An 11489-nucleotide genomic window follows, 5' to 3' on the forward strand; every position below is an offset into this window, starting at 1 on the left:
CTGACGGTGATGCTCTCCGTCGGTGGCCCGATCCAGCCTAATGCGAGCCGCACTCAGCGGGTCAGAAAGACATTCGACCGCGCCATTCGCCGCGTGGCGATGCGGCAGAAGGTCAAGCTCGACACCCCCCCCGACCGAGAAACCCTCCGTCTCCGCCGCCCATTGACGGCAAGGCAATCGCCTCAAGAAAAACCCGCCTCATGGGCGGGTTTTCGCATTCAGTTGATGGGGAATTGCACCAAACAGCGTTCGGCGATGCGGCGGTAATCCTCAAGCGTGTCGGGCACGCTGCGCCGATCACGCATCACCTCCATCGCAGCGCGTTTCTGCGCCCAAGTTCCCTCAACATGGCGGTCGAGAATGCGCACGGTCACGCCCAGCATCACATTCTTCTCTCCCTCGCCAATCAGTTCCGCCGCGGATAGTGCCACAGCCGTCAGCGCCAGCGTATTGGCGCAGCGCAGCGCCGCGGCTTCGCGCCCCTCATAGACCCGCGTGCCCGCCTCAGCCGCGCCAGAAGAGGCCACGAGCGAAGAGATCAACAAAACGGAACAGACGGCTGCTGTCAGAACGAAGCGGCGCGCCACCTCAAAAGACCTTGAAGGTCATCGTGGTCAAAGACCGCTCAATGCCTTCGATGTCCAACAGATTGTCATTGATGTAGACGCCCACATCTTCGCCCTTGGGAATATAAAGCTTCATCAACAGGTCATATTCGCCTGAGGTGGAATAAAGTTCGGAATGGATTTCGCGCAGGGCGATCTCTTCGGCCACACGATAGGTCGTGCCCGGTCGGCAGCGGATCTGGATGAATACGCAGGTGGTCATGTCGCGCCTCTTTCTGGGATTTGGTTCAAGCTGACATATGGGCCCTGCCCCCGCAATCCCCCATCGCGCTGTCCCTGTCTAAAGGCGTTTCACCGCTTGGGCTTGGCGCGGCGGCAGGCCCTGTTATAAGGGCGCAGCAATTGCCTTCGGAGATGCCCCATGCGTCGCAGCACCCTGACCCGCACCACTGCCGAAACCGACATCACGGTCGAGATCAACCTCGACGGCACCGGCAGCTATGACAATGAAACCGGCGTCGGCTTCTTTGACCATATGCTCGACCAGCTGTCGCGCCACTCGCTGATCGACATCAAGGTGCGTGCCAAGGGCGATCTACACATCGACGACCACCACACCGTCGAAGATGTGGGCATCACGCTGGGCCAAGCACTGACCCAAGCGCTCGGCGACAAACGCGGCATCCGCCGCTACGGATCCTGCCTGCTGGCGATGGACGACGCACAAATCCGCTGCGCGCTCGATCTCTCCGCGCGGCCCTTTCTGATCTGGAACGTGGATTTCCCCACCAGCAGCATCGGCAAGTTCGACACTGAACTGGTCCGCGAGTTCTTCCAAGCGCTCAGCACCCACGGCGGCATCACCCTACATGTCGACGCGCTCCACGGGTTCAACAGCCACCACATCGCCGAAGCCGCTTTCAAATCCGTCGCCCGGGCCCTGCGCGAAGCGGTCGAGACCGACCCGCGCAAAGCGGACGCCATCCCCTCCACCAAGGGTGCCTTGTGAACCGATGCTGACAGCAATTATCGACTACGAATCCGGCAACCTGCACTCCGCCCATAAAGCCTTCGAGCGTATGGCCCGCGAGCATGACGCTGGCGAAGTCATGGTGACCTCGGATGCCGAGGTTGTGGCCCGCGCTGACCGTCTGGTTCTTCCCGGCGATGGCGCTTTCCCGGCCTGTATGGCTGCCCTGAAAGGGGCCGGCGGCCTCTATGACGCGATGGTCGAGACGGTCGAGGAAAAAGGCCGCCCCTTCCTCGGCATCTGCGTCGGCATGCAACTGATGGCCAGCATGGGCCGCGAATATGAAGACACCCCCGGTCTGGGCTGGATCGGTGGCGAGGTGACCCAGATCACGCCGAAAGACCCGAAGCTCAAAGTCCCCCATATGGGCTGGAACGACTTGGTGATCGATCACGACCACGCTGTCTTCACCGGGCTGCAAACCGGTGATCACACCTATTTCGTGCACAGCTACCACATGGCCGTCGCCGACCCCGCCGAACGTCTGGCCCATGTCGAATACGGCGGCGAAGTCACGGCGATCATCGGCCGGGACACGATGCTGGGCATGCAGTTTCACCCGGAGAAAAGCCAAACCACCGGCCTGCGGCTGATCTCGAACTTCCTGACTTGGGCGCCTTAACCCATGCCGCGTCTATTGAAACGTCGGAAGGTATTTAAGAAAGGATGAAGATGAAGAAAGACCCTCTTCAACTTCATCCTTTTACAAATACCTCTGCGCTGCGCTTTCCTCACGCAAAACGCAATGAAGGCGCGAAGGTCTGGCCCCGCGCCTTCCGACCTTGGCAGAAGTGAACTGCCCTTACTTGATGCGCGCCCAGGTCTGTTTCGAGCAGATCAGCCCGCCCGCGACGCAGCCCGAGAGTTTCAGCGAGTTGCCTGAGACATTCATCTTCCCGATGTAGATTTTGCCGTTTGACGGGCGCCAAACCTTACCGGCGTATTTGCCGCCGCCCTGAGGCTTCATGTCGATGACGAGTGTTTTGCCGATATTGGGGGATTTATATTCGCCGCTGCCGTTGAAGGTGCGCGCGATGGTGCCGCAGATCGCCCCGCCGCAGGGGGCCATTTTCACATGGGCATAGGCGCCGTCATCCACTTGGGTTTTCCACGTACCGACCGCCGGATCCGCGGCATGGGCGGCGCCGCTCAGGCCAAGGCCCAGAAGGGCCGCTGCAAAAAGCTGTTTCATGATCTCTCCTCCCGATCTGGCTTTAGTGTTAGCCACAACTTTCAATCGGGCAAGACTGACCTCGGGTCGCGTTGCAAAATCCCTGGCGACGTGCAAAAGGAAAGCGACTTCTCTAACAAGGGCCCGGCCATGATCCTTTACCCCGCTATCGATCTCAAAGACGGTCAGGCCGTGCGCCTTGTGCATGGCGACATGGACCGCGCCACCGTTTTCAACGACGATCCCGCCGCACAGGCGCTTAGCTTTGTCGAAGCGGGCTGTGATTGGCTGCATCTCGTGGACCTTAATGGCGCTTTTGCCGGGACCCCGGTGAACGCCGCGCCAGTGGAGGCGATTTTGAAAGCCTGCAAGGTGCCTGCGCAATTGGGCGGTGGCATTCGCGATATGGCGACGATAGAGAGTTGGCTGGATAAGGGGCTCGCGCGTGTCATTCTGGGCACCGTGGCGGTTGAGAACCCCGAACTGGTCCGCGAGGCGGCGCGCGCCTTTCCCGGGCAGGTAGCGGTAGGAATCGACGCGCGGAACGGCAAGGTCGCGACCAAGGGTTGGGCCACAGAGACCGATGTGATGGCCACCGACCTCGCGAAATCCTTTGAGGATGCGGGCGTCGCCGCGATCATCTACACTGACATCATGCGCGATGGCGCGATGGGCGGGCCGAATGTGGAAGCGACAGCCGATCTGGCGCGGGCTGTCTCGATCCCGGTGATTGCCTCGGGCGGGGTGTCATCGCTCGAAGACTTAAGCGCGTTGCGGGACACCGGGGTCATCGAGGGCGCGATCTCGGGGCGCGCGCTTTATGATGGCGCGATTGATCTGACCGACGCCATGAAGATGTTGAAGGGCTGAGCCATGCTAAAGACCCGCATCATCCCTTGTCTCGACGTGGCCGATGGCCGCGTGGTGAAGGGTGTGAACTTCGTCGGCCTGCGTGATGCGGGCGACCCGGTGGATGCCGCGATTGCCTATGATGCGGCGGGGGCGGATGAGCTTTGCTTTCTCGACATCCACGCCACCCATGAAAACCGCGGCACGATGTTCGATCTGGTCACCCGGACCGCCGAGCATTGCTATATCCCGCTGACCGTCGGCGGCGGCGTGCGGACCGTGGCGGATGTGCGGGCCTTGCTGTTGGCAGGGGCTGACAAGGTCAGCTTTAACTCCGCCGCTGTGGCGAACCCGGATGTGATCGCCGAAGCGGCGGATCACTTTGGCAGCCAGTGCATCGTCTGCGCGATTGACGCCAAGACCGTAAGCCCCGGCAAATGGGAGATTTTCACCCATGGCGGGCGCAAGCCCACGGGCATCGACGCCGTGGAGTTCGCCCGCACCGTGGCCGCCAAGGGCGCAGGTGAAATTCTGCTGACTTCCATGGACCGTGATGGCACCAAACAGGGGTTCAACCTGCCCCTGACCCGCGCCATTTCGGATGCCGTGTCGGTGCCCGTGATCGCCTCTGGCGGGGTCGGCAATTTGGATCACCTTGTCGATGGGGTGATCGAAGGTGGCGCTTCGGCGGTGCTGGCAGCCTCCATCTTTCACTTTGGCGAATATACCGTGCAGGAGGCCAAACAGCATATGGTCGCCGCTGGCATTCCAATGAGGCTTTCATGACACTTGATGACCTATACGCCACCATTCTGAGCCGCAAAAGCGCCGATCCTTCAAGCAGTTGGACCGCGCAACTGCTGGCCAAAGGGCCAGAAAAATGCGCTGAAAAGTTCGGCGAAGAGGCGGTCGAGGCAATCATCGAGGCGGTAAAAGATGACCGCAAAGGTCTGACCTCCGAAGCTGCGGATGTGCTCTACCACCTGTTGGTGATGCTGGCGGCGCGGGATGTGCCGCTGAGCGATGTGCTGGATGAGTTGGCGCGGCGGCAATCGACCTCCGGCATCGCCGAAAAGGCCGCGCGGAAATAATCAGCCCATAAGGCGCGGGATTTCCACCTTGGGGCAGCGGTCCTGGATCACGTCCACGCCGCGTGCCTCGGCCTTGGCCGCAGCTTCGGCATTGGTGATGCCCATTTGCATCCAGATGGTCTCAAGCTCGGGGAAAGCCTCCAGCGCTTCGTCCACGACGGGGGGCACATCCTCGGAGCGGCGGAAAATATCGACCATTTGCACCGGCGGGTCGATCTCGGCCAGAGTGGCGACGATGGTCTCGCCAAAGACTTCCTTGCCCGCGTGCACCGGGTTTACCGGCACCACGTCATACCCTTTTTGGGCAAGGTATTCAGCGACATAGTGGCTGGGCCGCGCCGGATTGGGGGAAACACCGACCACCGCAATGCGGCGGGTGCGGGTGAGAACGTCTTTGATCAATGCATCTGTCATAGGCTGAACTTAAGCGCCTCCGCGCGGGTTTCAACGGCTTAATGACGTGGCGTAAAGCCTGCCACCCCCTGCCCGCGATTGGCAAGGCCGCGGCGATTGCATAGGCTCGCCCCAAAGGGCCGCCTGTGGAGGAACCGGGCAGCACCGCGAACCATCATCACCGGGAGCATAGGATGATCGATCAGACCTTGGATATGAACAATCTCGAAATGTCGGAGAAGGCCAAGCCGCTGCTGGCGGCGGTCATCAAGCACATCCGCGAGAATGTCGATCCGATCACTGAGGAGTTCTTTCGCCTTGGCGAAGGCCGCGCCGACCGCTGGTCCTATGCGCCCGGTCAGTTGGAATTGCTCGACGGGGCCAAGCAAAAAGCGCGGGAGGCTGGGCTGTGGAACTTTTTCCTGCCCAATGCCGAAACCGGTGAAGGGCTGGCGAACCTCGATTACGCCTATATCGCCGCCGAATTGGGCAAAAGCCCGCTGGCGCCGGAAAGCCTGAACTGCTCCGCCCCGGATACCGGCAATATGGAGGTGTTGGAACGCGTCGGCACGCCCGAGCAGAAAGAGCGCTGGCTGAAGCCACTGCTCGCGGGTGAAATCCGCTCGGCCTTTGCCATGACGGAGCCTGATGTCGCCTCTTCGGATGCGCGCAACATCTCGACGAGCGCGGTGCTGGATGGCGACGATTGGGTGATCAACGGCGAGAAGTTCTATATCTCGGGCGCGGGCGATCCGCGTTGCAAGATCATGATCGTCATGGTGAAAACCTCACCCGAGGCCGAGACTTTCCGCCAGCAGAGCCAGATCCTCGTGCCGATGGACACGCCGGGGGTGGAAATCCTCGGCCCGATGCATGTCTTTGGCCATGACGACGCGCCGCATGGGCATATGCATATCCGTTTTTCCGATGTGCGCGTGCCGCGTGAAAACGTGCTTTGGGGCGAAGGGCGTGGCTTCGAGATCAGTCAGGTGCGGCTTGGGCCGGGGCGGATTCACCACTGCATGCGCTCTATTGGTGCGGCGGAAAAGGCGCTGGACCTGATGATCGAACGTGGGCTCGGGCGCGAGGCTTTTGGCAAGAAGATCATCGACCTCGGCAAGAATATGGAAACGATCAGCCGCGCGCGGATCGACATCGAAGCCATGCGGCTGATGGTGTTGAAAGCGGCCAAGGCGATGGATGTCTTGGGCAATAAAGAGGCGCGCATCTGGGTCAGCATGATCAAGGCGCTGGTGCCGGAAAAGGCCTGCGAGATCATCGACGCCTCCATGCAGGTGCATGGGGCCACGGGGATGAGCCAGTGGAGCCCGCTTTCGGGCATGTACACATGGCAGCGCGCGCTGCGCTTTGCCGATGGGCCGGATGAGGTGCACCATCAGGTGATCGCCCGGGCCGAGGTGAAGGCCTTTCAGGCGTCGAACGCGCGCGGCTCTGGCAGCGACAGCTGATATGGAGCTCGCGGGCCGCGTCATCGTCATCACCGGGGCCGCCAGCGGCATCGGGCGGGCACTGGCGCTGCGCTTTGCTAGGGAAGCGCCTGCGCATATCGTCTGCGTGGATATCGACAGCGCGGGGGCCGAGGCGACGGCGGCTGAGGTCGGCGGCACGGCCTTCCGCGTCGATGTCGCGCGGGAGGCGGAGATCGCCGCGCTGATCGACAGCGTCGAGCGTGACATCGGGCCGATTGATCTTTTCTGCTCCAACGCCGGTATCTCGGTCGAGGGCGGCGTCGAAGTCCCGGATGCCGACTGGCAGCGCATTTGGGAGATTAACGTGATGAGCCATGTGCGCGCAGCACGGCATCTGGTGCCGCTGATGCGGACCCGCGGGGGTGGCTATCTGCTCAACACGCCTCAGCGGCGGGGCTGCTCAATCAGGTCGGCGCTGCGCCCTATGGGGTGACAAAACACGCCGCCGTCGGCCTCGCCGAATGGCTGGCGATGAGCTATGGCGACGACGGGATCAAGGTCTCTGTGCTTTGCCCGCAGGCGGTCCGGACGAGATGATGCGCGGGCTAGAGGATCATGTCGCCGCGATTGACGGCATGTTGGAGCCTGAACCGGTGGCCGAAGCCTGCGTGCAGGCGATCCGCGATGAGGTCTTTCTGGTGCTGCCGCATCCGCAGGTGCGCGACTATATGCGAGGGAAGGCGCAGGATTATGACCGCTGGATCGGCGGAATGCGCAAGCTGAACCGGCGGTTTGGGGCGGCGAAAGAGAGCTAGCGGCCCTTAGCTCTCCCCCTTGGGCCGGATCGGGCGCAGCAGCCCCTCCTGCGCCACGCTCGCCACCAACTGCCCGTTTTGATTGTAGATCATCCCACGGTTGAACCCCCGCGCCCCGCCGGTGAACGGCGCGTCGAGCGCATAAAGGTGCCATTCGTCAAAGCGGATCGGCGCGTGAAACCACATGGCGTGGTCAAGGCTGGCCGTCATCACCTTGCCCTGAAACCACGTCAGCCCATGGGGCCGCAGAGAGGAGCCGAGCAGGTTCATGTCCGAGGCATAGGCAAGCAGAGCGTGCTGCATCACCGGGTTCTGCCCTTCGGCGGCCCCCATGCGGAACCACAGATAGTTGCGGTCGCTCACTTTTTCCGGCGTCATGAAATCGCGCGGCTCAACCTCACGGATCTCAATGGGGCGCTCGCGCAGGAAGTCCCCACGGTATTTCTCGGGCAGCTTCTCGGCAAAAGCCTCGCGCAATTCGGGCCGGTCCGGCCAGTTCTCAGGGGCCGAGACCTGCGGCATCTCATGTTGCCAATCGAACCCCTCTTCTTCGACCTGAAAAGAGGCGGAGAGGTTCAGGATCTGCTTGCCATGCTGGATCGCCACCACACGCCGGGTCGTGAAACTGCCCCCGTCGCGGGCGCGGTCAACCTGATAGATTACCGGAATTTTCGGGTCGCCGGGCCGGATGAAATAGGCATGGAGCGAATGGCAGGCCCGGTCTGGCACGGTGCGGTAAGCCGCCATCAGCGCCTGCGCGATGACATGACCGCCGAAAATCCGCATCGAGGTCTCACCCCCAGCACCCGTGCCCCGAAACAGATCGACCTCAAGCTGTTCGATATCCAACAGATCAAGCAATTGCCGCGCAGCATTGGTCATGGGTCATCCTTTCGGGCCGGGGTATTTCGGCCCTAGCAACAGGTTTTCACCGCAAAGCTCAAGCGCCAAACGCCCCGCCGCCCGCTTAGCGGTCGCGATCCAGCGCCTCCAGCCCGTGGCGCGCAAAAATTGGGACATATTGCCCTAATTTCAACCCGTATTCGGGGTTTGAAGCGTTGCCCTCCAAGGCGCGTTTCAACACGCCTTGGATGATCGCCGCCATGCGGAAAAAGCAAAAGGCGAGGTAATAGCCGAAATTGTCGATGCCCTTCAGCCCGCGCCTGCGGCAATAGGCGGCGATGAATTCGGCATCGGTGGGCAGGCCAAGCGCCTTGCGGTCCACCCCGGCCAAGCCGCGCCCCTCGGCCCCCACGGGCATCTGCCACTGCATGATGACGGCGGCGAGATCGGCAACGGGATGGCCGATGGTCGATAGTTCCCAATCCAGAACCGCACGGCAGGCGGTCCCATGGGTGTCGAAGATCATATTGTCGATCCGGTAATCGCCATGCACCAACGTCCGCTGCCCGTCGTCCTCGGGCAGCTCCGCGCTGAGGCGCTGCATGAGCCTATCCATATCCGGCTGCGGCTCGGTCTCCGACGCGCGGTATTGTTTCGACCAGCGCGCCACCTGCCGCTCGAAATAGTTACCCGGCGGGCCATAGTCTGACAGCCCCGCCGCGTCGATATCGACCTCATGCAGCGCAGCCAGCACGCCATTCATCTCATCCATGACCGCGCCACGCTCTGCCGGGGTAAGCTCTGGCAGCGTGGGGTCGTTGAAGTTGCGCCCTGGGACATGGTCCATGACATAGAACATCGAGCCGATGACGCTCTCGTCTTCGCAAAGCAGATGCATCCGCGCGACAGGCACCTGACTGCCCGCCAAAGCCTTCTGCACCCGAAACTCCCGATCCACCGCATGGGCCGATTTCAATAGCACCCCCGGGGGTTTGCGGCGCAGCACATAGTCATGCGCCGGGGTCGAAAGCAGGAATGTCGGGTTGGATTGCCCGGCCTGAAACTTCGTGACCTCCAGCGGCCCGGCAAAGCCCGGCAGGTTCGCCTCCAACCAGCGGCAAACGGCGTCCTCATTCAGAGTTTGGGTATCCGTGCTCACTGTGCGAACTCCGCTGCCAACCTTGCGCCAGCGGCGCGATACTCCGCCTCGATACGGTCCACCAGGTCGGCCGCGCCGCCGATCTCTTTGACAGCGCCAATCCCCTGCCCCGCGCCCCAAATTTCCTTCCACGCCTTGGGTTTGGACGACCCCGAGCCAAAATTCATCGAAGAGGCATCCGCCGATGGCAGATTGTCCGGGTCGAGCCCCGCCGCCACGATCGAGGGGCGCAGATAGTTGCCCGACACCCCGGTGAAGAGCGACGAGGTCACAATGTCATCCGCCCCGCCCGAGACGATCATATCCTTGTAGCCCGGCACGGCGTTCGCCTCTCGCGTGGCGATGAAGGCCGAGCCCATATAGCCCAAATCGGCCCCCATGGCGCGGGCCGCCAGCAGCCCCTCGCCCGTGGCCAAGGCGCCGGAAAGCAGGAGCGGCCCGTCGAACCATTCGCGGATTTCGCGGATCAGCGCGAAGGGCGATTGCGGCCCCGCATGGCCCCCGGCCCCCGCGGCCACGGCAATCAAACCATCCGCGCCCTTTTCGATCGCCTTGCGCGCGAAACGGTTGTTGATGACGTCATGCAGCGTCACGCCGCCACAGGAATGTGCGGCCTCGTTCACCTCGACCCGCGCGCCAAGCGAGGTGATCCAGATCGGCACCTTATGTTTGACGCAGATCTCAAGATCACGCTCCAAACGCGCGTTCGACCGATGCACGATCTGGTTCACCGCGAAAGGGGCTGCGGGCCGGTCGGGGTTCTCTTGATTGTGCTTGTCCAAGGCTTCGGTGATCTGGGTCAGCCAAGCATCCAACAAGGGCGGCTCGCCCTCTGCCTCCCGCGCGTTCAGCGCCGGGAAAGACCCGACGATCCCCGCCTTGCACTGCGCGATGACAAGCTCGGGCCCCGAGAGGATGAACATCGGCGAGGCGACCAGCGGCAGGCGCAGGCCGCGCAGAGCTTGGGGTAGATGGCTGTCGTCACGCATATGGGGTCTCCGTTCGGGGTCTATCGCTCGGCATCACAGTGCCTTTTCAAATATATTCGGTCCCGACATCACATTGATGCCGCCGCTGACCGGGATCACGGCCCCGGTGACATAGGCGCCGCCGCGTCCGCAGAGAAACAGCATGCAGCCCGCGATATCTTCATCCCGCCCAACACGGCCAAGCGGGACATCCTGCCCCACCGCGGCCCGCGTCTTCTCATCGCCCGTGGCGAATGCCGTCATGCGCGAGACGAAGGGCCCCGGCGCCAATGCGTTCACGGTGATCCGCTCCCCGGCCAATTCCTTGGCGAGGATTTTGCTCAGGTGAATGACCGCCGCCTTGGACGCGGCATAGCTATAGGCGCCGTCGCCCATCTCGCGCTCCCCCATGACCGACCCGACATTAACGATCCGCGCGGGATCATCCGCCGTGGCCACGGCGCTGAGAAGCGGCAATAGCTTTTGCGTAAGATCGAAGAGCCCGGCGACATTGACACCCATGACCTTATCCCAAGCCCGGTAAGGGAACTGCCCCAAAGGCGCACCCCAAGTCATCCCCGCGTTGTTCATCAAGATATGCAGCTGATCGCTGCGCGCCTGAACCTCAGCCACGAACGCATCCACACCAGCCTCAGTCCCTACATCGCCCGCAAACCCTTCGGCGCTGCCCCGGGCGCCAAGCGCATTCAGCTCATCGGCCACAGCCGCGCAGGCCTCTCCGTTCCGGCTGGCTAAAAGGACCCGCGCCCCGGCCCGCACCAAAGCCTCCGCCGCCATCCGCCCGATGCCCGTGGCCCCGCCGGTAATCAAAGCGGTCTTTCCCTCCAAGCCAAAGAGCGTATCGATATCCATGCCCCGCCTCCCAACGTCGACTGTTGCCGCTACTGTGACAGGGCTTCGGGCAGCGTCAAGCGGATGCCAAAGGCAGGCCCCGGTAACCGGGCGTCATATGGTTCTTGCTGGTCGGGAGATTACCCCCCTCAAACGCAAAACCGCCGCAGCTTTGAGCTGCGGCGGTTTTGTTATTCTGATCATCGTCGAGAGATACTGTAGTCTAGGAACTTATTAGGTTTGGCGATGACCTACTCTCCCACGTCTTAAGACGCAGTACCATCGGCGCTACGGCACTTAACGGCTGGGTTCGGGATGGGAC

At 62.3% G+C, this 11489-nt stretch carries 15 protein-coding genes, 1 rRNA gene and 1 pseudogene; 7 read left to right on the forward strand and 10 right to left on the reverse strand.

All coding sequences use genetic code 11. From position 1 onward, the window contains the following. From FCK22_RS19090 to FCK22_RS12070, 3 genes are all read right to left on the reverse strand, one after another. The coding region (locus tag FCK22_RS19090; RefSeq protein WP_211243564.1) for a hypothetical protein at positions 1-186 on the reverse strand (186 nt) is incomplete at its 3' end. Between the two features lie 32 nt (positions 187-218). Beyond that, the gene (locus tag FCK22_RS12065; protein WP_231886369.1) at positions 219-587 is read right to left on the reverse strand and encodes a hypothetical protein; all 369 of its coding nucleotides are present in this window, start codon (positions 585-587) and stop codon (positions 219-221) included. Position 588: 1 nt separating this feature from the next. Then, a complete protein-coding gene (locus tag FCK22_RS12070; RefSeq protein ID WP_007120503.1) occupies positions 589-828 on the reverse strand; it encodes an Lrp/AsnC family transcriptional regulator in 240 nt (79 codons plus the stop codon). 159 nt (positions 829-987) lie between these two features. Here FCK22_RS12070 and hisB point away from each other — a divergent pair, with 159 nt between their 5' ends. Together hisB and hisH are read left to right on the forward strand one after the other, a co-directional pair. Continuing rightward, positions 988-1575, forward strand: a complete 588-nt coding sequence (gene hisB / locus FCK22_RS12075) for an imidazoleglycerol-phosphate dehydratase HisB (RefSeq protein WP_067265185.1) — start codon at positions 988-990, stop codon at positions 1573-1575. Positions 1576-1579: 4 nt separating this feature from the next. Next, positions 1580-2218: an imidazole glycerol phosphate synthase subunit HisH gene (hisH, locus tag FCK22_RS12080; RefSeq protein ID WP_067265187.1), complete on the forward strand. Its 639-nt coding sequence runs from the start codon at positions 1580-1582 to the stop codon at positions 2216-2218. Positions 2219-2398: 180 nt separating this feature from the next. Here hisH and FCK22_RS12085 read toward each other — a convergent pair whose 3' ends face one another. After that, the gene (locus FCK22_RS12085) at positions 2399-2788 is read right to left on the reverse strand and encodes a DUF2147 domain-containing protein (RefSeq protein ID WP_067265188.1); all 390 of its coding nucleotides are present in this window, start codon (positions 2786-2788) and stop codon (positions 2399-2401) included. Between the two features lie 129 nt (positions 2789-2917). On the opposite strand from FCK22_RS12085, the gene hisA reads away from it, so the two are divergent. The 3 genes from hisA to FCK22_RS12100 are packed head-to-tail and all read left to right on the forward strand — an operon-like array spanning position 2918 to position 4707. Next, a complete protein-coding gene (gene hisA, locus FCK22_RS12090; RefSeq protein WP_067265190.1) occupies positions 2918-3637 on the forward strand; it encodes a 1-(5-phosphoribosyl)-5-[(5-phosphoribosylamino)methylideneamino]imidazole-4-carboxamide isomerase in 720 nt (239 codons plus the stop codon). A 3-nt stretch (positions 3638-3640) separates the two neighbouring features. Beyond that, complete coding sequence (gene hisF, locus FCK22_RS12095; protein WP_136720442.1) at positions 3641-4402, forward strand: imidazole glycerol phosphate synthase subunit HisF; 762 nt, start codon at positions 3641-3643, stop codon at positions 4400-4402. Beyond that, positions 4399-4707: a phosphoribosyl-ATP diphosphatase gene (locus FCK22_RS12100; RefSeq protein WP_067265194.1), complete on the forward strand. Its 309-nt coding sequence runs from the start codon at positions 4399-4401 to the stop codon at positions 4705-4707. Before hisF ends, FCK22_RS12100 begins: the two co-directional genes overlap by 4 nt. Here the strand turns inward: FCK22_RS12100 and FCK22_RS12105 are convergent, their stop codons facing one another. Continuing rightward, positions 4708-5121, reverse strand: a complete 414-nt coding sequence (locus FCK22_RS12105) for a CoA-binding protein (RefSeq protein ID WP_067265196.1) — start codon at positions 5119-5121, stop codon at positions 4708-4710. It lies immediately after the preceding gene. 194 nt (positions 5122-5315) lie between these two features. On the opposite strand from FCK22_RS12105, the gene FCK22_RS12110 reads away from it, so the two are divergent. Together FCK22_RS12110 and FCK22_RS12115 are read left to right on the forward strand one after the other, a co-directional pair. Beyond that, complete coding sequence (locus tag FCK22_RS12110) at positions 5316-6569, forward strand: acyl-CoA dehydrogenase family protein (protein ID WP_067265216.1); 1254 nt, start codon at positions 5316-5318, stop codon at positions 6567-6569. 1 nt (position 6570) lies between these two features. Continuing rightward, positions 6571-7345 (forward strand): annotated as a pseudogene (locus FCK22_RS12115) (SDR family oxidoreductase). A gap of 6 nt (positions 7346-7351) precedes the next feature. On the opposite strand, the gene FCK22_RS12120 reads toward FCK22_RS12115, so the two are convergent. The 5 genes from FCK22_RS12120 to rrf form a co-directional block, all read right to left on the reverse strand. Next, the gene (locus tag FCK22_RS12120) at positions 7352-8227 is read right to left on the reverse strand and encodes an acyl-CoA thioesterase II (protein WP_067265201.1); all 876 of its coding nucleotides are present in this window, start codon (positions 8225-8227) and stop codon (positions 7352-7354) included. Between the two features lie 85 nt (positions 8228-8312). Next, complete coding sequence (locus tag FCK22_RS12125) at positions 8313-9347, reverse strand: phosphotransferase family protein (RefSeq protein WP_067265203.1); 1035 nt, start codon at positions 9345-9347, stop codon at positions 8313-8315. Further along, a complete protein-coding gene (locus FCK22_RS12130) occupies positions 9344-10336 on the reverse strand; it encodes a nitronate monooxygenase family protein (protein WP_067265206.1) in 993 nt (330 codons plus the stop codon). The genes FCK22_RS12125 and FCK22_RS12130 overlap by 4 nt, the downstream gene beginning before the upstream one ends. 33 nt (positions 10337-10369) lie before the next feature. Continuing rightward, positions 10370-11188: an SDR family oxidoreductase gene (locus FCK22_RS12135; protein ID WP_067265209.1), complete on the reverse strand. Its 819-nt coding sequence runs from the start codon at positions 11186-11188 to the stop codon at positions 10370-10372. A 217-nt stretch (positions 11189-11405) separates the two neighbouring features. Beyond that, positions 11406-11489: ribosomal RNA gene (rrf, locus tag FCK22_RS12140) — 5S ribosomal RNA — on the reverse strand; the annotation flags it as partial.

This window comes from Sulfitobacter sp. 15WGC (genome assembly GCF_005068605.1).
Lineage (GTDB): Bacteria > Pseudomonadota > Alphaproteobacteria > Rhodobacterales > Rhodobacteraceae > Sulfitobacter > Sulfitobacter faviae.

Bases quoted from the DNA above. Each gene is read 5' to 3' on its own strand.
- FCK22_RS12070 (WP_007120503.1), bottom strand. From the start codon at position 828: ATGACCACCTGCGTATTCATCCAGATCCGCTGCCGACCGGGCACGACC.
- hisB (WP_067265185.1), top strand. From the start codon at position 988: ATGCGTCGCAGCACCCTGACCCGCACCACTGCCGAAACCGACATCACG.
- hisH (WP_067265187.1), top strand. From the start codon at position 1,580: ATGCTGACAGCAATTATCGACTACGAATCCGGCAACCTGCACTCCGCC.
- FCK22_RS12085 (WP_067265188.1), bottom strand. From the start codon at position 2,788: ATGAAACAGCTTTTTGCAGCGGCCCTTCTGGGCCTTGGCCTGAGCGGC.
- hisA (WP_067265190.1), top strand. From the start codon at position 2,918: ATGATCCTTTACCCCGCTATCGATCTCAAAGACGGTCAGGCCGTGCGC.
- hisF (WP_136720442.1), top strand. From the start codon at position 3,641: ATGCTAAAGACCCGCATCATCCCTTGTCTCGACGTGGCCGATGGCCGC.
- FCK22_RS12100 (WP_067265194.1), top strand. From the start codon at position 4,399: ATGACACTTGATGACCTATACGCCACCATTCTGAGCCGCAAAAGCGCC.
- FCK22_RS12105 (WP_067265196.1), bottom strand. From the start codon at position 5,121: ATGACAGATGCATTGATCAAAGACGTTCTCACCCGCACCCGCCGCATT.
- FCK22_RS12110 (WP_067265216.1), top strand. From the start codon at position 5,316: ATGAACAATCTCGAAATGTCGGAGAAGGCCAAGCCGCTGCTGGCGGCG.
- FCK22_RS12120 (WP_067265201.1), bottom strand. From the start codon at position 8,227: ATGACCAATGCTGCGCGGCAATTGCTTGATCTGTTGGATATCGAACAG.
- FCK22_RS12130 (WP_067265206.1), bottom strand. From the start codon at position 10,336: ATGCGTGACGACAGCCATCTACCCCAAGCTCTGCGCGGCCTGCGCCTG.
- FCK22_RS12135 (WP_067265209.1), bottom strand. From the start codon at position 11,188: ATGGATATCGATACGCTCTTTGGCTTGGAGGGAAAGACCGCTTTGATT.